Origin of the sequence: Asanoa siamensis, from assembly GCF_016862555.1 — a bacterium.
GTDB lineage: Bacteria > Actinomycetota > Actinomycetes > Mycobacteriales > Micromonosporaceae > Asanoa > Asanoa siamensis.
This window is the reverse complement of record NZ_BONE01000074.1, coordinates 21,766-38,536: the sequence shown is the minus strand read 5'-3', so window position 1 is coordinate 38,536 and position 16,771 is coordinate 21,766. Positions and strand designations below refer to the sequence as shown.

Annotated in this window: 16 protein-coding genes; 5 read left to right on the top strand and 11 right to left on the bottom strand. The window is 72.0% G+C overall.

The annotated features are described in order from the left end of the window. Positions 1-15: 15 nt before the first annotated feature. On the bottom strand, positions 16-219 hold the full coding sequence (locus tag Asi02nite_RS32420; RefSeq protein WP_203717822.1) for a hypothetical protein: 204 nt from the start codon (positions 217-219) through the stop codon (positions 16-18). Positions 220-525: 306 nt separating this feature from the next. On the opposite strand from Asi02nite_RS32420, the gene trpS reads away from it, so the two are divergent. Further along, complete coding sequence (trpS, locus tag Asi02nite_RS32415) at positions 526-1,506, top strand: tryptophan--tRNA ligase (protein ID WP_203717821.1); 981 nt, start codon at positions 526-528, stop codon at positions 1,504-1,506. 136 nt (positions 1,507-1,642) lie between these two features. On the opposite strand, the gene Asi02nite_RS32410 is transcribed toward trpS, so the two are convergent. The 5 genes from Asi02nite_RS32410 to Asi02nite_RS32390 all read right to left on the bottom strand — a co-directional run bounded on the left by Asi02nite_RS32410 (position 1,643) and on the right by Asi02nite_RS32390 (position 6,322). Beyond that, positions 1,643-2,725 carry a bifunctional RNase H/acid phosphatase gene (locus tag Asi02nite_RS32410; RefSeq protein WP_239127329.1) on the bottom strand — a complete coding sequence of 361 codons (1,083 nt, stop codon included), beginning with the start codon at positions 2,723-2,725 and terminating at the stop codon, positions 1,643-1,645. Positions 2,726-2,745: 20 nt separating this feature from the next. Next, entirely contained in the window at positions 2,746-3,486 is a 741-nt protein-coding gene (locus tag Asi02nite_RS32405; protein ID WP_203717819.1) for a zinc ribbon domain-containing protein, read from the bottom strand. Further along, the gene (locus Asi02nite_RS32400) at positions 3,483-4,325 is read right to left on the bottom strand and encodes a Nif3-like dinuclear metal center hexameric protein (protein ID WP_203717818.1); all 843 of its coding nucleotides are present in this window, start codon (positions 4,323-4,325) and stop codon (positions 3,483-3,485) included. Before Asi02nite_RS32400 ends, Asi02nite_RS32405 begins: the two co-directional genes overlap by 4 nt. Positions 4,326-4,475: 150 nt before the next feature. Next, on the bottom strand, positions 4,476-5,087 hold the full coding sequence (locus Asi02nite_RS32395) for a flavoprotein (protein ID WP_203717817.1): 612 nt from the start codon (positions 5,085-5,087) through the stop codon (positions 4,476-4,478). An 8-nt stretch (positions 5,088-5,095) separates the two neighbouring features. Beyond that, positions 5,096-6,322 (bottom strand): helix-turn-helix domain-containing protein, encoded by a 1,227-nt coding sequence (locus Asi02nite_RS32390; RefSeq protein WP_203717816.1) that lies wholly within the window; start codon positions 6,320-6,322, stop codon positions 5,096-5,098. Positions 6,323-6,565: 243 nt separating this feature from the next. Between Asi02nite_RS32390 and Asi02nite_RS32385 the strand changes: the two genes are divergently transcribed. After that, on the top strand, positions 6,566-7,228 hold the full coding sequence (locus tag Asi02nite_RS32385; protein ID WP_203717815.1) for a bifunctional DNA primase/polymerase: 663 nt from the start codon (positions 6,566-6,568) through the stop codon (positions 7,226-7,228). Between the two features lie 344 nt (positions 7,229-7,572). On the opposite strand, the gene Asi02nite_RS32380 is transcribed toward Asi02nite_RS32385, so the two are convergent. The 5 genes from Asi02nite_RS32380 to Asi02nite_RS32360 all read right to left on the bottom strand — a co-directional run bounded on the left by Asi02nite_RS32380 (position 7,573) and on the right by Asi02nite_RS32360 (position 13,681). Then, complete coding sequence (locus Asi02nite_RS32380; protein WP_203717824.1) at positions 7,573-8,283, bottom strand: FAD:protein FMN transferase; 711 nt, start codon at positions 8,281-8,283, stop codon at positions 7,573-7,575. A gap of 19 nt (positions 8,284-8,302) precedes the next feature. After that, entirely contained in the window at positions 8,303-8,860 is a 558-nt protein-coding gene (locus Asi02nite_RS32375; protein ID WP_203717814.1) for an FMN-binding protein, read from the bottom strand. 9 nt (positions 8,861-8,869) lie between these two features. After that, positions 8,870-10,198, bottom strand: a complete 1,329-nt coding sequence (locus Asi02nite_RS32370) for a ferredoxin reductase family protein (protein WP_239127324.1) — start codon at positions 10,196-10,198, stop codon at positions 8,870-8,872. A 97-nt stretch (positions 10,199-10,295) separates the two neighbouring features. Then, entirely contained in the window at positions 10,296-11,663 is a 1,368-nt protein-coding gene (locus Asi02nite_RS32365) for a DUF1501 domain-containing protein (protein ID WP_239127322.1), read from the bottom strand. Between the two features lie 17 nt (positions 11,664-11,680). Then, positions 11,681-13,681: a DUF1800 domain-containing protein gene (locus Asi02nite_RS32360; RefSeq protein ID WP_203717811.1), complete on the bottom strand. Its 2,001-nt coding sequence runs from the start codon at positions 13,679-13,681 to the stop codon at positions 11,681-11,683. Positions 13,682-14,073: 392 nt separating this feature from the next. Between Asi02nite_RS32360 and Asi02nite_RS32355 the strand changes: the two genes are divergently transcribed. Genes Asi02nite_RS32355 through Asi02nite_RS32345 form a run of 3 tightly spaced genes read left to right on the top strand, consistent with a single transcriptional unit; the run spans position 14,074 to position 16,770 of the window. Next, a complete protein-coding gene (locus tag Asi02nite_RS32355) occupies positions 14,074-15,135 on the top strand; it encodes an ABC transporter substrate-binding protein (RefSeq protein ID WP_203717810.1) in 1,062 nt (353 codons plus the stop codon). Further along, a complete protein-coding gene (locus tag Asi02nite_RS32350; protein WP_203717809.1) occupies positions 15,132-15,926 on the top strand; it encodes an ABC transporter ATP-binding protein in 795 nt (264 codons plus the stop codon). Before Asi02nite_RS32355 ends, Asi02nite_RS32350 begins: the two co-directional genes overlap by 4 nt. Beyond that, a complete protein-coding gene (locus tag Asi02nite_RS32345) occupies positions 15,916-16,770 on the top strand; it encodes an ABC transporter permease (RefSeq protein ID WP_203717808.1) in 855 nt (284 codons plus the stop codon). Before Asi02nite_RS32350 ends, Asi02nite_RS32345 begins: the two co-directional genes overlap by 11 nt. The last annotated feature ends 1 nt before the right edge of the window (position 16,771 follow it).

Genomic DNA, 16,771 nt, shown 5'->3' with positions numbered 1-16,771 from the left:
CGCCCGAAGGGTCGCTCACGGCCTGTCGATCGGGTACGCGACCTCCGGCACCACCTCGATCGGAAGAATCTCCGCGTGGACCTCGGCGTGCGCGTGCGCGTCGGCGAAGGCGGCCTCCCGGGCGCCGGGTTCGTCCTCCCGTTGGTCCCCGGTCCAGCCACAGTCGCAGGAAGCCAGGTAGAAGGGCGGGTACTCGGCCTTGTCCTTGACGTACATCACGTGGACACGTTCGTAGACGGCCTCTGTCTCGTCGCTTTTCCTTCTCCACCACGCCACCGCGAACTCCCGTCAGAGCTGTCGAGCAGACGAACCATCGAACATGATCACACGCAACCGCAACGTCCCGGCGCTGATATCGTGGGGGCATGCGGACCAGGCCTGACCTCGGCTGGTGGCGCCCCTGACGGGGGCGGCACCTCATCCGCGCGTTTCGACCACGCGGCCGCCCTGTTCGGGCGGCCGTTCGCGTATCCGAAGCGTGGCAGGCCCGGGCACGGCGACCCTGATCCCACGGGAGCCACACCGATGCCACGACGACTCACCGGCTTCACGCCGTCCGGGCACCTGCACCTCGGCAACTACCTCGGCGCCATGCGGCCCATCATCGACGGGCAGGCGACGGGCGACACCGTCGTCTTCATCTCCGACCTGCACGCGTTGACGCTCGACCATGATCCGCGTGAGGTGCGGGACCGGACGCTCGAGTTCGCCACCCTGCTGCTCGCCGCCGGGCTCGACCCCGACGCCTGCCTGTTCATGGTGCAGTCGCACGTGCCCGAGCACGCCGAACTGCATTACCTGCTCGAGTGCGTCACCGGGTACGGCGAGGCGCAGCGCATGATCCAGTTCAAGGAGAAGTCCCGGCGGCAGGAGCAGGTCCGGATGTCCCTGCTGACCTACCCGATCCTGATGGCCGCCGACATCCTGTTGTACGACACCGCCGAGGTGCCCGTCGGCGACGACCAGCGCCAGCACGTCGAGTTGGCCCGGGATCTGGCGGTCCGGTTCAACGGCCGCTACGGCGAGACCTTCACGGTGCCCAGGACCGTCAACCCTCCGGTCGCCGCACGCGTGATGGACCTGTCGGCGCCGAAGGAGAAGATGAGCAAGTCGACCTCGGCGGCGGCCGGGGCGCTGCGCCTGCTCGACGAGCCGGCGCACCTCCGCCGCAAGATCATGCGGGCGGTCACCGACGCCGGTACGACCGTGACCTACGACCCCGACCAGTCCCCCGGCGTCGCCAACCTGCTCGACATCCTGGCGGGCTGCACCGGCGCGCAGCCAGGCGCGCTGGCCGCGGGCTTCGACCGCTACGGCGACCTCAAGCACGCGGTGGCCGACGCGGTCGTGGAAACTCTCGCCCCGATCCAACGCCGCTACGTCGAACTGGCCGCCGACCCCGACCACGTACGGGACGTGCTCCGCACGGGCGCCCGAAAGGCCCGTGCGATCGCGGCCGACAAGGTCCGCCGGACGGAGGCCGCCATCGGCCTCCTCCCGGCCTGACACGATGCCCGTCCCGCGCCGGCGCAGGATCTCCACGCCGTCCCGCCGAACCGACGGAAGCCCCAACGCACCTCCACGCCGCCTCGCCGAGCCGATCGCGGGGCCCCGGCAACCGACCACGCCCGGGCGCCCGCGGTCAGCGCAGGTGCGACGTGTCGTTCACCGTGCGCACGGCGACGCCGCCGTCCGGCCAGTAGTCCACAGTCGACACGCCCGCCGGGTCCAGGTAGAGCCGGTGCAGGAACCCCGGCCCGCCGGCCAGCGCGTCCTGGAGGATCAGCTTGATCGGTGAGACGTGCGAGACCACCACGACCGCGCTCGACGGATAGGTCGCCATCAGCATCGAGGTCGCGCGTCGGGCCCGGGTCGCCACGGCCGTGAAGGACTCGCCGCCGGGCGGCGCCACCGACGGGTCCGCGAGCCACGCGTCGAGCTCCGCCGCCCACCGCGACCGTACCTCCGCGAACGTCAGCCCTTCCCACTCCCCGAAGTCGCACTCGATCAGGTCGTCCTCGACGCGGACCGGTACGCCGCCGCCCAGCTCGGTGGCGATCGCCTCCGCGGTCGAGACGCAGCGGGCCAGCGGGGACGTGACCACCGCGACCACGTCCGGGGCCCGGGCCGCCACGACGACGCCCGCCGCCGTCGCCTGGGCCTCGCCGACCGTCGACAGCGGCACGTTGCCGCGACCGGAGTAGCGGCCCTGCGACGTGAGCGCCGTCTCGCCGTGCCGGACGAGGACGAGCCGGGTCGCCCCTTCCAGCGGGCGCGGCTCCCACGAGCGGGGCGCGGACGCCGCGGCCGGCTCGGCCGAGGACACGGGCGCGATCCCGGCCGCCGCGTCCATGGCGGCGTTCGCCAGAGCGTCGGCGTGCTTGTTGCGCTCGCGCGGTATCCACGTGAACGTCACGCGGTCCAGCCGGTCGACCAGTGCCGCCGCCTCGGCCGCCAACGGGCGCAGGCCCGCGTTCTTGATCTGCCAGCGGCCGGACATCTGCTCGACGACCAGCTTCGAGTCCATCCGGACGTCGACCTCGGCGGCGCCCAGGTCGACCGCGGCCTGCAGGCCCGCGATCAGCCCCCGATATTCGGCGACGTTGTTGGTGGTGATGCCCAGCGCCTCGGAGCGCTCGGCCAGCACGTCACCGGACGGCGACCGGACGACCGCGCCGTAGCCGGCAGGCCCCGGGTTCCCCCGCGCCCCGCCGTCGGCCTCCATGACGACGCGGGACGGGGCACTCACAGGCCGGACTCCCCCGTACGCACCATGATCCGTCGGCATTCCTCACAGCGGACCACGTCGTCGGCCGGGGCCGCCTTGATCCGGGCGCGGTCGGCGCCGGACAGCTCCAGGCGGCAGCCGCCGCAGCGGCCGGCGGTCAGCAGGGCCGCGCCGAGGCCACCCGAGGACTCGCGGATCTTGTCGTACAAACCCAGAAGATCGGCCGGGATGTCGGCCGCGACCGGACCGCGGGCGGCGACCCGGGACTGCTCGTCGCTCTCGATCTCGGCCAGGATCTGGTCGCGGCGCACCTCGGTGTCGCCCCGCCGGCCGCGGGCGGCGTCCAGCCGGCCGACGACCTCGTCCAGCGAACCCTGCGCGGTCTCCCGCTGCTCCATCAGCTCGAGCTCGCTGTCCTCGAGCTCCGACTGCCGCCGGGTGAGCGACACCACCTCGTGCTGCAACGCCTCCAGCTCGCGGGCGGGGCCGGTGCCCATGGTCAGGCGGGCCTCGTCGCGATCCTTGCGGGTGCGGACCTGCTCGACGTCCTTCTCGACCCGGGCGATGTCGCGGTCGAGGTCGTCGACGGCCACCTGGGCGCGTACCCGCTCGTCCTCGAGGGCGGACAGCTCCCGGGCCAGCGTCTCCAGCTCGCCGTTCTCGGGCAGCGTGCGCCGCCGGTGGGCAAGCTGGGCGAGCGCGGTGTCGATCGCCTGGAGGTCGAGCAGCCGGCGCTGCGCCTTCGGTTCGGCCTTCACGTGAGCGGCTCCTTCGGCGGGGTGAAGAGGGTGGACGCGGCGTGCAACGTCCACGGGTCGGTGTCGAGGTCGGAGACCAGCACGTCCACCTCAAGCGTGGCACGCAGGTAGGTCGCCAGGTCGTCCAGCCACGGACGCTCGGTCGCCCAGTGTGCCGCGTCGAGCAGCGCGGGACCACCTCCGGCGACCGCCTCGCTGGCGGGGTGGTGCCGGAGATCGGCGGTGAGATAGGCGTCGACCCCCGCGGCGGCGGCCGCACGCAGGAACGAGTCGCCCGCACCGCCGCAGACGGCCATGGTCGTGATCACCCGGTCGGGATCACCGGCGGCCCGCACGCCCCACGCGGTCCGCGGCAACACGGCGGCGGCCTGGGCGGTCAGCGCGGACAGCGGCCGCGGCACGGGCAGCCGCCCGATCCGCCCGGTCCCTCTCGCCTCTGACGATTCACCCGCGGCGACCAACGGCCGCAGATCGACCAGACCGAGCCGCGCGGCCAGGGCGTCGGAAACCCCGGGAGCGGCCACGTCGGCGTTGGTGTGCGCGGTGAACAGCGCGATGTCACCCTTGATCAGGTCGTGGACGATCCGTCCTTTGTAGCTGGTCGCCGCGACCGACGACACACCCCGCATCAGCAGGGGATGGTGGGCGACGATCAGGTCGGCCCCGACGGAGGCCGCCTCGGCGACGGTCTCGGGCACGCAGTCGACGACGCACAGCACACGGTGCACCGCGGCCGCCGGATCACCCACGACCAGCCCGACCCGGTCCCACTCTTCCGCCCAAGCGGGTGGATAACGGTCGTCGAGGGCCGCAACCGCCGCCGCCACAGTCGTGCTCATCGGCGCAGATCCTACCGGCGACGCTGGAGCGGGGCGGTGACGCGGTGGTGCGGGTCAGAGAGCACGGACATCCGGGCTCGGGTCCGCGGTGGGCGCGACCGTCGCTCCCGCCAGACACCGCTCCGCTGCCAGGCCCGCCGCGGGGCCCGTTCACTCCGAACGGGCACCGGCCCCGTCGGCGGCGATGTCGGCGCGACCCGGTGGCGCGAGCTCGACGCGGCCGTCGGTGGCCAGGCGGGCGTCGACCGCGTCCAGGGCCAGGTGCCAGGGGAAGACGTCGACCAGGTCGCCGCCCGTGCCCGGGGGGTGCATCGGGAGGACCTCGTCGCCGAAGAGCACCGTGATGCCCCACGACCGCAACCGGGTCAGTGACTCCTGGAAGGCCGGGTGGATGCCCATCGCGGCGTTCGTGAAGGGCATCGCCACGATCGGGATGTCCTTGCCCTGGCCCTCGACCACCAGGCCGAGAGCCAGGGTGTCGGCGATCCCGACCGCCCACTTGTTGATGGTGTTGACCGTCGCCGGGGCGACCACCATGGCGTGCGCGGTCGGCAGCACGTCGGGGTCGCCCGGGTTCTTGTAGAACGACCGCACCGGGTGACCCGTCAGCGCCGCCAACTCCGGCACGTCGACGAACTTGCGGCCGTCCGGCGTCGTGATGACGCAGACGTCCCAACCGCGCTGTTTCGCGAGGTCGACCAGCCGGCCGATGCCGCGGGCGACCGGCGAGCCGCAGCAGATCGCGTAGAGGACGCCTCTCATACCAGCAACTAAACTCCGACGCCCATGTGCTCCGCCAGTTCGGCGACGGCGGGCGGCGGGGTGCCACGGGTACGGCGCAGGACGTCGGACATGACCTCGTGCGCGATCGGCCGGCAGCGGATCTCCGACGGCGCGAGCCGGTCACCTTCCAACAGCATCTCGCTGGCCTTCTCGACGTCACCCATCTGCGCGAAGCCGCGGGCGATGTCGAGCATGTGGTGCGCCCGGCGCTCCGGCAGCAGGCTGTTGAAGCCCTCCTGGTCGATGCCCTCGTGCACCTCGACGGCCGCGCGCCCCTCGCCGAGCTCGACCGCCGCGGCGGCGCGGTGCAGCTTCACGTTGGTCGGCCCGAAGCACGTCCAGTAGTGGTTGTGGTCGCCGCCGATCGCGTTGGCCGCCTCCTCCGCGCCGTTGAGGAGGTCGCGGACGGTGGCGCCGTCGCCGATCCGGGCGGACGCCATGGCGCCCTGCAGCAGCAGCATCCCGTACACGGAGAGCTGTTCGGGGGTCTCGTTGCCACCCCCGGGCGCGAGCCGGTTCGCGATGTTGATGTTGACCTCGAGCGCGGGCCGGGCCCGGCCGAGCGCCAGCAGCGCGCAGCCGACCCGATGGGTGGCTGTGCCGGCGAGCAACGGGTCGCCGGCCCGCTGGGAGACCGCGATCGACCGGTCGGCGGCCAGCCAGGCCAGCTCGTGCTCGCCCAGCTTGCGCAGCGACGACGAGGCGATCTGGTAGACCTGCCCGAGCAGGTGGGCGGCGGGCTGGGCCTCGTCGCCGTTCGCGTACGCCGTGTCGGCCGCCTGTGCGTCGCGCAGCAGCTTGGGCAGCGCCCGGGCCAGCACGCCGTATTTCGCGTGCTGGAAGGTCAGCCAGGCGTGGCTGACCGCCTTGCGCATCTCGGTCAACGGCTGCGGCACGTACGACGTGTCGAAGAACGCGCTGATCGAGTCGTACCGCTCCAGGGCGGACCGGATCTCCTCGACCTCGACCTGGTCGATGCAGTTGATGGCGTCCGGCCGGCGTTCCGGGTCCTTGCCCAGCAGGAGCTGCACGTCGAGCTGGAGCACGTCGGCGATCTCGTAGACCACCGAGAACTTGTCTAGCCGGCGGACACCCCGCTCGACCTTGTCGACCCAGCTCTTCGACTTGCCCAGGCGGTCCGCGAAGACCTGCTGGGACATCCGGCGCCGGGCGCGCCAGTAGGCGACGCGGCGACCGATTGGGAGCTCATCCATGTCCGTCCTCCCCCCTCGCTCGTTCAGGGGCTGTCTGATTCGGGGCTTGCTGGGCGGTGTTGCGGATATCACCCGTTTGTGCCTATCGCACTCCGAGTGCGTTTCCCGTCACAGGTGCGCTCGTACTTTTCATTTGCAAGTTGCATTCAGCTCTGTGTCACACAACGGACCGCGTGTCGATCCAGTTACGGCGCCGGCCCTCTGCTAAGGGATGCCGGACCCAGATGTAGGGAGTTTCTGACCATGCGGTGGAGTATCCGACCACCATTCGCCCGAGTCGCACTGCGCCGATCGGCCGTGCGCTACGCCGACCACCAGTGGAAGGTGGTGCCCGGCGCATGGCTCGAGGGCGGCCGGTTCGCGTGCGAGAGGCCGGGCTGCCCGACGTCGACCTGCCACCCGGCGGTCGAGGGCTGGGAGCGCGGTGCCAGCGCCGATCCGTCCACGGTGGAGCGTTGGTGGCAGCGCCGGGCACACGCGGTGCTGCTGGCCACCGGCCACGCCTTCGACGTGCTCGAGGTGCCCAACAGCCTGGGCGGCCGGGTGCTGGCCGCGGCGCGGCTGCACGCCGGCGTGCTCGGCCCCGGGCGCCTGCAGGTGCGCGGCCCCGTCGCCGCGACGCCGCTCGGCCGGTGGATGTTCCTGGTGCGTCCGGGTGACCCGCTGCGACCCGAGCTCGAGAACTCGCTCGACGTGGTGCGGCACGGCACCGGGTCGTGGGTGCCCGCCCCGCCGACGCGCCTCCCCCAGGGCGCCGTGCGCTGGGTGGTCCCGCCCGAGGAGGTGGCCTGGAGCCTGCCGGACTCCTACGCGGTGCAGCGGATGATCGTCGACTCGATCCTCACCCGGCTCGACCGCGTGCCGCACCTGCCCCGCCAGCTCTCGACCACCCGCCGGGCGGCCTGACGAGCGACCCGCATTCCCGGATTCACGGATCCCGTGGACGAGACCGATGAAGATCCCGTCAACAGGACGTGAACAGCCGCACGTCCGGTCTGGCAACCGGTCGTTGATGCAGGTGGCGGCCCACATGGGCGCGCGGCGGGGAGGGAGGCACATGCTAGGTGACAAGGTAACGGCGGCATCCGTCGAGGTCGACCCCCTGAACGGCGGACTTCGATGCCAAAGATGGGCCGGCACCAGACCGTCCGGGTCACGCCCGAACGGCTCCCGGCCCACCGGCTCGCGACCGGCGGGCACGCACCGCCCGATCAAACGCTGATCGTACACGGGTTACCATGGTAGTTGTCTTAACCAGTCGGGGCCAGAGCGCGGGTGCTGAGCTTCCGTCCCTCGTCAGTGACGACAACACAGGCATAACCGGCGAGTCCGGCGAGCCACTGCAGGCCGGCCCGACCCATGGCGAGCGCCGCCGTCGCGTACGCGTCGGCCGTGCCGAGGTCCGGACCCACGACGGTGACCGACCGCAGCCCCTTCGCCGGCCGCCCGCGGCGCGGGTCGATGACGTGGTGTCCCCGCTCGTAGACGCCGGACGTCGCCACGGCCAGGTCGGTGCCCGCGACCGTGTGGCAGGTCGCCAGCGCTTCCCACGGATGCCGGATGCCGACCCGCCAGGGCCGTCCACCCGCCGCGTGGCCGCGCACCCGCAGGTCGCCGCCGGCGTTGACACAGTGGTCGGTCGCACCGGCGGCGAGCAGCCGGTCCGAGGCGACCTGCGCTGACCAGCCCTTCACGAACCCCGACGGATCCAACCGCCCGGTCACGTACGCGTCGAAGTAGCCGTCGGTCTCGCTCCACAGGTCGGCACAGCGCGACAGCACGTGCCGCAGGTCCGGTGACGCGTCGGCCAGCGCCAGCGCACCACGGTCGAGCCGGCACACCTCGCTGTCGTCCTTGAAGGTGCTGAACCGCGCGTCGACCTCGTCGAACCAGGCGAACACCTCGTCGAGCAGCGCCGCCGAGCCGCCCGCGGCGATCTCGACGCTGATCACCGTCCCCATGCACTCCTGGGCGCGGAACTCAGTCACGCTCGCCGTTCTTCATGCGTTCGATGGCGCGGCGCAACGACTCCTTGTAGGCCTCGCTCGTCTCCGTCGCGCCCGAGACCGTGTCGAGGTCGGCACCCTGCTCGCGGACCGCCTCCTCGCCCAGTTGCGACTCGACGAGCGCGCTGAGCTGGTCCGAACGCGCCTCGACGTCCGGCATCTCCAGCGTGCGCACGGCCGTGATCCGGTTGCCGTCGAGGTCGAGGACGACCTGGACCGCGCCGTACGGATTCTGGACCCGCGGCCCGACCACCTTGTTGGACTTCGGCGGCGCGGCCGGTGGTGGTGCCGCCTTGGTGCTGCTCTTCCCCGGCTTCGGCTTCGCGGACTGCTTGGTGCCGGGCTTGCCGGACGCCGACGGGGCGGCGGCGTCCGGGGCGGGCGGTGCGGCGGCCGACGGTGAACCCGACGGCGTCGGGCCGGCGTTGGCCGCCGCCACGGTGTCGGGCGCCGCTCCCCCGCCACCCTTGGCCACGACCAGCAGCGAGGTGCCGGCGGCGAGCCCGGCTACGGCCAGCGCGGCACGGCGCACGGGGTCCTCCTAGAGTTCGAACGCGGCAAGGTGGATCTTCTTGCGGGGCACGCCCGAGCGGCGCACGAGCTTCTGCGTCGCCTCCACGAAGCCCGGCGGCCCGCACAGCCAGACGTCCCGCCGCTCCAGGTCCGGCACGAGCTGGTGCAGGCCGGTGGGGCTCATCACCTGGCGCGGCCCGGGGTCGGTGCGGGCGCCGATCACGTACCAGACGTCGACGTCGCGGGCCCGGGCCAGCCAGTCGATCTCGCGCTGGAGCACGACGTCGGCCGGCGTGCTGGCCCGGTAGATCAGCGTCGCGCCCGGCGGCAGCTCCTCCAGCATCGCCCGGATCGGCGTGATGCCGATGCCGCCGGCGATCAGCAGCGAGCGGGCCGCGGTGCGCCGGGCGGCGGTGAACGAGCCGCGCGGCCCGACCGCGAAGACCCGCGCGCCGGACTCGAGCTCGCGCAGCTCCCGCGTGAAGGCGCCGACCACCTTGACCGTCAGCCGCAGCCACCGGCCGTTCTGGGCGGCCGAGACCGAGAACGGGTGCGACTGCCACCACAGCCCGCGGGCCAGGAACCGGAAGCGGAACCACTGTCCACCTAGGACCTTCAACCGGTCGAGCCGCCGGCCGGTCAGGTAGATCGAGATCGTGTCCGGGCCCTCGGCGACCACGTCGGCCACGCGCAGGGCGTACCGCAGGTTGAAGACCAGGGGCGCGATCACCCGGCCGTACGCGAGGAGCACGGCGACACCGACGTACGCGGCGAGCCAGCCCGTGCGTACGACACCGGGTTTGAACAGCTGTTGGCCCAGCGAGAACTGGTGCCCGAAGGACAGGTAGAGCACCAGGTACGTGGACATGTGCAGCCAGCGCCACATCTCGTACGGCATGGCGTGACGCACCGCCCGCACGGAGAAGAGCCCGACCGCGGTGAGGATGCCGGCCGACAGGAACGCGGTCAGCATGTCGGGCACGCCGGTGGCCAGCACCCGGGCCTCGACCAGCGGGTTGACGCCGTCGAGGGCGCCGTAGCCGACCAGGATCAACGCCATGTGGGCGAGCACCGCGACGATCAGCGCGCCGCCGATGTCCCGGTGCCAGCGGGTCATCAGCTCCTCGCCGGCCAGCCGGTCGAGCAACCGCAGCCGGCTCATCAGCACGATCTGGACGAGCATCACGTAGCCGGCGACCAGGCCGACGATCCGGCCCGCGGCCAGGGCCACCGCACCGCTGTCGGACAGGGAGCCGGCCGGCGTCGTCAGCCACCAGGGCAGCACGGCCAGCACGAGGCCGGCCCAGAAGATCAGCAGGAGCAGGCGCCGACCGGCACCGCCGCGCCGGGCGGGCACGTTGACGGGGGCGGGGGCGGGCGCGGGGCGACCGTCGGACCGGGTCGGGGGGTCCCCGGTCCGACGGCGGCCCGCTACTACGGCGCCAGTGGGATAGTCACGCAAAGAGCTTCACCGGGGCGTACTTCTGGCGGGGGAAGATCTTGTCCACCTCGGCGTTGGTCAGGCCGAACCTGCCCTGTGCGACGGCGCCGTAGACGTTGAACATGTTGTTGTACTCGGGGACGTTGCCTCCGTCCAGCTTGGCCAGGCCGTCCCAGCGGCCGAGCAGGTTGCCGGCCAATTTCCGGCCGGACAGCAGCGCGATGACGCCGCCGTGCCCGTGGTCGGTGCCGCTGCCGTTCTGGCTGACCCGGCGGCCGAACTCGCTGGACACCATGACGGTGACGTCTGCCGCGGCCGGGCCGAGGTCGTCGAAGAACGCCGCCAGCCCGCGGGCGAGCTCGTTCATGTGGTTGAAGACGTAGCCGCCCTGGGTGCCCTGGTTCTCGTGGGTGTCCCAGCCGCCCATGCCGATCGTCGCCACCCGGACGTTGGCGCCGCCCTTGATGAGCTGCGCGAGCTGCCGGAACGCGTTGCCGATGCCCTGGTAGTCGACGCCCTCCGCCGGCTGGTAGCCGTTGGCGGCGAGCCGCTGCGCGAGGCTCAGCGCGGTCAGCCCCTCCTGCACCGACTCCTCCACCGGGTGGTTGATGCCGGTGAACAGGGTCTTGATGGCCTTGGCCGTGCCGGCCTTGAACCGCTGGTCGCCGTTGAGGTTGAACGACCCGACGCTGTTGAGGGCGATCGCGCCGTTCGTGCCGACCAGCGAGCGCGGCAGCGTGCTGCCGATGCCGACGCTGCGGAACGCGGTGCCCGGGCCGAGCGCGTCGACCAGGCTGTCGAGCCAGCCCCGGCCGCCGGTCTCCCCCGGCAGGCCGCCGAGGTTGCAGGCGTCCGCGGCCTGGAAGTGGCTCAGCGACAGCCGCGGGTCGGTCACCGCCGGCACGAAGCCGAGCTGCCCCGCGTCGAGGTACTTCTTCAACGGCGCGAACGCCCCACTGAGGCGGAAGCCGCGCTGCAGCGCGATGCCGCCGTTCTCCGGGATGAGCTGGTCCGGGCGGACCTTGGCCAGCACCGGGTCGTCGGCCGGCGCGACCATGGCCAGGCCGTCGAGCCCGCCGTAGAGGAAGACGTGGATCAGGGTGCCGGTCTTCGTCGCCGCGAACGAGGCCCGGGTCGAGACGAACTGCGTCGTGGCCAGCGCGGTGGCGGTCGCGGCGGCGCCGGTGACGAAGGTCCGTCGGGTCACCCCACGGCCGTCCTGCTGCGCCTCCTCCAGCTCGTTGAGCGACTGGAGGCGGTCGCGTTCGGCGCTGTCCTCGGCCTCGACCGCCATCGCCTCGGCCCGCAGGGCGGCGTCGAAGGGGTTGTCGGCCAGCCGGGCGAGGTCCGGGCAGCCCGGGTGAACGGGGAATGTCGACACGCTGCTCTCCATTTGGCTCACCGCAGGTGGTGCTGGGGGGATGCGAGCAGCGCCCGCACGACGGATGTGAGCGCGCCACCCAGCGACGCGTCGACCGTGGCGCCGGCGGCGACGCCGGCGATGCCGAGGACCGCCGCCTTCTCCTTGGCGGTCAGGGTCTGGTGCACGAGGCGCTTGGCCAGCGCGTCGACGTAGGCGCCCGCGGTGGCCGGCGGCTTGGCGCCCGCGAACCGCTCCGGCTTGAGGTAGGAGAACATCCGGCGGTTGCCGTTGACGATGTCCAGCGCCTCGTTCCAGCCGTTGATCATCGTCCCGGCCGACGTCCAGGCGAGGAAGATGTCGGGGTAGCCGTTGGGCGTCGCCTGACCCGTCGGGAACTGGCCGAGCTCGTCCATCTTGTTGCGGATCTGCCGCAGCCCCTCCGCGAACGGGGTGCGGTTGCGGTTGCCCTGCTGGAAGCCAGGGCTGGGCGTCGGCGCGACGCTCAGCGCCCGGTAGGTGGCCGCGAGGTACTCCATCGGCCGGCGCACCTTCTGCCCGACCGCGGCCCAGAACTCCGACGAGCTGAACAGCGTCATCAGCACCGGCTTGATCGCGCCCTCGCTGGTGAGGTAGGTCTTGGCGAGCCGGTCGATCAGCGACTTCGGCGGGGTGTCGGAGACGAACCGGACCGCCAGGTTGAGCGCGATGTAGCGGGCGGTCGAGGGGTGCAGGGCCAGGAAGCGGAAGTACGCGTCGCTGGCCGCCTCGCCGCCGTCGGCCGTCGAGTTCGGGTGGCTGAAGCCCATGATCTTGATCGGCCCGACGTGGTGCCGCTCGGGGATGTAGACGTACTGGTCGTCGCGGACGCTGCGGCCCGTCTGCAGCAGCGCGGCCTGCTTGACGTCCTTCTCGGTGTAGCCGCCGTCGACGCCGACCGAGTACAGCTCCAGGTTCTCCCGGGCCAGGTTCTCGTTGACGTTGTCCTTGGAGGACTGGTTCTGGTTGAGGTAGATCAGCAGCGCCGGGTGGCGGTTCGCGGCGACCAGCATGTCGGGGTAGCGGCCCAGCGCGTGCTTGCGGATCACGTCGCGGTCGAAGCTCGACCGGACCATGTCCGAGCCGTCGAAGAACGGGCCGACGTGCAGGAAGTCGTTCCAGAAGTCGACCATGACCTCGAAGAGCTGCCGGTCCGAGAAGATCATGCGGCCGACCGCCGCGTCGACGACCTCCTGGTCGGCCTGGGTGCCCTTCTCGTTGAGGGCGTCCCGGTTGGCGCGCAGCTGCGGGATCGACATGGTCAGCGTCGTCAGCTCCGCGAGCTTCAGCTCACCGGGCGTCGGCGCGATCTTCTGGGGGTCGAGCTGGAGCTGGATCCACCTGTCGATGCCGAGGCGGCGGATGTCGGCGATCACCTGCGGCGTCGGCCCGAAGGTGGCCCGGCGGGCGAGGTGCAGCACCGGGTCCTTGGCGAGGACGGTCTTGACGGTGACCTTGGTGTTGGCCGCGGCGGCGCTCGGGGTCGGGTACGCCCGGCCCGTGGCGGGCGCGTTGCGCCGCAGCTCGTTGCCGGCCCGCGAGCCCATGTAGGACTCGTTCTGCTCCGTGTAGGTGCGCACCGTGCTCGGCTGCTGCTGCGCCGGCGCGTTGGAGATCGCGTTGTTGAGCTGGTCCGCCGTGGCGTCCACGCCGTCGCCGCCGAGCACCTTGTCGAGCAGCTCGCGGCCCTGGGAGGTGAAGCTCAGCGCGGCGCCGCCGCCGGCCACGGCGAACGCGCCGCCGAGCGCGATCAGCGCCCGCCGCCGGCCCTTGTTGGCCGCGCCGCCGTCGTCGTCCTCGTCGTCCTCGTAGATCTCCGGCAGGCCGGCGACCGAGCCGTCGATGCCGCCGTCCGGACCCACCCAGCGCGGGCCGGACTGCTGCTCGGGGTAGTGGTAGGCGACGGGCCGCTCGCGGTACCTGTCCGTGCTCGGGTGCGGCCGGCTGTCGAAGCGGCCGTCATCGCCCGGCCATTGGGGCGGCACGTTCCGGTTGGCCATGTACGGATCCCGGTTCTCGCGAGTGCGCCGCGGCCGTCCGCGGCGGGGTCGTCACGGAAGCTAAGGCACCGCAGCCGCCCTGCTCAAGGGCGGTTTTCGCAGGCCTCGGCGGCCGACTTAAGACAGCGTTGTCGATCATCAGGGCCGGCCCGGCAGCCCGCGAAGGCAGCACGCTGCGTCGATGTCCACGGGTCGCACCGGCGGCCGCGCCGCAGGTCGTGGCGCCCTAAGCAACCGGCACAGGAAAACTTAAGGACCGGCTAAGCGCGACCAATGCCCATCGGCAAGCATCTCTGCCCGCTCCCACATGGTGGACGTCACCTTGACGCGGCCGGTCGCCCTAACCCACTCTTCCTATCAATCAAGTAGGAAAACAATGGATTGGACGGGCGATGAGAAGTCTCCCCCTGCGCAGGCTCGGCAATCTGGCCGCCGTCGCGATCGTGGCCGCCGCGACGCTCGGGACCGCCGCCGCGTGCGGCGGTGACGAGAGGGCCGGCACCGCGAGTGACCCGGTCACGCTCCGGCTCGGCTACTTCCCCAACATCACCCACGCGCCGGCGCTGGTCGGCGTCGAGAAGGGCATCTTCGCGGAGAAGCTCGGCTCCGGCGTCAAGCTGGAGACCAAGACCTTCAACGCCGGCCCCGAGGCGATCGAGGCCGTCTTCTCCGGCGCGCTCGACGCCACGTACATCGGTCCGAACCCGACCGTGAACGCGCACTCGAAGTCGAAGGGCGAGGCGGTCCGGGTCGTCTCCGGCGCCGCGTCGGGCGGCGTCGCGCTGGTCGTCAAGCCCGGGATCACCTCGGCCGAGGGCCTGCGCGGCAAGAAGATCGCGACACCGCAGCTCGGCAACACCCAGGACGTGGCGATCCGCTTCTGGCTCAAGGAGAAGGGCCTGACCACGACCAAGGAGGGCGGCGGCGACGTCAGCATCGTGCCGCAGGCCAACTCCCAGACGCTGGAGACGTTCCGCAGCGGGGCGATCGACGGTGCCTGGGTGCCCGAGCCGTTCGTGTCGCAGCTCGTCAACGCCGGCGGCAAGGTGCTGGTCGACGAGCGCGACCTCTGGCCCGGCGGCAAGTTCGTCATCACGAACCTGATCGTCAGCACGAAGTTCCTGAAGGAGCACCCGGACACCGTCAGGAAGCTGGTCGAGGGCCAGGTCGCCGCCAACGACTTCGTCAACCAGAAGCCCGACGAGGCGCAGCAGGCGATCTCCGACCACATCGGCAGGCTGACCGGCAAGCCGCTGGACCTGAAGCTGATCAAGCAGGCCTGGTCGACGCTGGAGTTCACCGACGACCCGATCGCGTCGTCGCTGAAGACCGGGCTCGACCACGCGGTCGCCGTCGGCCTCACCGAGCCGGTCGACCTGGCCGGGCTCTACGACCTGAGCTTCCTCAACGAGGCGCTCAAGGCCCAGGGCGAGACCGAGGTCCCGCTCCCGTGACCAGCACGACGCTCGTCCCCGAGGGCGCGACCACCGCGGTCGCGCTCTCGGGCGTGACCAAGGTGTACGGGCGGGGCGCGGACGCCGTCGTGGCGCTCGACCGCGTCTCGCTCGACGTGGCACCGGGCGAGTTCGTCTGTCTCGTCGGCGCATCCGGGTGCGGCAAGAGCACCCTGCTGAACCTGGTCGCCGGCCTCGACGCGGTCAGCGGCGGCGGCATCCACGTCGCCGGCGACGCCCGGCCGGGCCTGATGTTCCAGGAACCCGCGCTGTTCCCCTGGCTGACCGTCGGCGCCAACGTCGAGGTGCCGCTGAAACTGCGCGGCCTGGCCGGCGCGGAGCGCAAGACCCGGGTCGCCGAGCTGCTCGACACGGTGCACCTCGGCGACTTCGCCCGGCGCCGGCCGCACGAGCTCTCCGGCGGCATGCGCCAGCGGGTCGCGCTGGCCCGCACCCTGGCGCTCGACACCCCGGTGCTGCTGATGGACGAGCCGTTCGGCGCGCTCGACGCGATGACCCGCGACATCCTGCACGACGAGCTCGAGCGGCTGTGGACCGCGCGCAACGCCGCCGGCAAGCCGCTGACCGTGCTGTTCGTGACGCACAACGTACGGGAGGCGGCCCGGCTCGCCGACCGCATCGTGCTGCTCTCCAGCCGGCCCGGCCGGGTCATCTGGCAGACCCCGGTGGACGTCGCCCGGCCCCGCCGGATCGACTCCGCCGAGGTGGCCACGCTGGCCGCCGAGGTCACCGACCGGCTCCGCGCGGAGGTGGGACGCCATGGCCACTGACACCGTCACGATCTCCGGGCTGGACGCGCTCGAGGTCGCGAGCCAGCAGAAGGTGCCCGGCCGGGCGTCCCGCGTCTGGGCGGCGACCTGGCCCAAGCTGACGGCGCTGGCGCTCGCGCTGGGCCTCTGGCAGGTCGTGGTCTGGAGCGGCTGGAAGCCCGAGTACGCGCTGCCCGCCCCGCTCACCGTCGCGACGGACCTCTGGGCGTACGCGACGGGTGGTGCCCTGTGGGACGGGCTGCTGATCACCGCGCAGCGGGCCGCCATCGGGTTCGGCGCCGCGGTCGCGGTCGGGCTCGTGCTCGGCCTCGCGGTCGCGCGCGTCAAGGTGCTCCGCGCCGCGCTCGGCTCGATGATCACCGCGCTGCAGACCATGCCGTCGATCGCCTGGTTCCCGCTGGCCATCCTGCTGTTCCAGCTCAGCGAGCAGGCGATCTTCTTCGTCGTGGTGCTCGGCGCCGCGCCGTCGATCGCCAACGGCGTCATCCACGGCGTCGACTACGTGCCGCCGCTGCTGCTGCGGGCGGGCCGCAACCTGGGCGCGCGCGGGCTGAACCTCTACCGCTACGTGATCGCGCCGGCCGCGCTGCCGGCGATCGTGGCCGGGCTCAAGCAGGGCTGGGCGTTCGCCTGGCGCAGCCTGATGGCCGGCGAGTTGCTCGTGGTCATCGCGAAGTCCACGTCGATCGGCGTGCAGCTCACCTACGCCCGCGAGCTGTCCGACGCGCCCCGGGTGATCAGCGTGATGATCGTGATCCTGGTCGTCGGCCTGCTCGTCGACCTCCTGTTCACCAAGGCCGACAACGCGATCCGCCGCCGGTGGGGTCTGCTGGACCGGGAGTGAC

What these genes read in the sequence shown, in the direction of transcription:
- Asi02nite_RS32385 (WP_203717815.1), top strand. Translation starts at nt 6,566, where the DNA reads ATGCGGTGGAGTATCCGACCACCATTCGCCCGAGTCGCACTGCGCCGA.
- Asi02nite_RS32355 (WP_203717810.1), top strand. Translation starts at nt 14,074, where the DNA reads ATGAGAAGTCTCCCCCTGCGCAGGCTCGGCAATCTGGCCGCCGTCGCG.
- Asi02nite_RS32400 (WP_203717818.1), bottom strand. Translation starts at nt 4,325, where the DNA reads ATGAGCACGACTGTGGCGGCGGCGGTTGCGGCCCTCGACGACCGTTAT.
- Asi02nite_RS32410 (WP_239127329.1), bottom strand. Translation starts at nt 2,725, where the DNA reads ATGGAGGCCGACGGCGGGGCGCGGGGGAACCCGGGGCCTGCCGGCTAC.
- Asi02nite_RS32380 (WP_203717824.1), bottom strand. Translation starts at nt 8,283, where the DNA reads ATGGGGACGGTGATCAGCGTCGAGATCGCCGCGGGCGGCTCGGCGGCG.
- trpS (WP_203717821.1), top strand. Translation starts at nt 526, where the DNA reads ATGCCACGACGACTCACCGGCTTCACGCCGTCCGGGCACCTGCACCTC.
- Asi02nite_RS32395 (WP_203717817.1), bottom strand. Translation starts at nt 5,087, where the DNA reads ATGAGAGGCGTCCTCTACGCGATCTGCTGCGGCTCGCCGGTCGCCCGC.
- Asi02nite_RS32360 (WP_203717811.1), bottom strand. Translation starts at nt 13,681, where the DNA reads ATGGCCAACCGGAACGTGCCGCCCCAATGGCCGGGCGATGACGGCCGC.
- Asi02nite_RS32345 (WP_203717808.1), top strand. Translation starts at nt 15,916, where the DNA reads ATGGCCACTGACACCGTCACGATCTCCGGGCTGGACGCGCTCGAGGTC.
- Asi02nite_RS32390 (WP_203717816.1), bottom strand. Translation starts at nt 6,322, where the DNA reads ATGGATGAGCTCCCAATCGGTCGCCGCGTCGCCTACTGGCGCGCCCGG.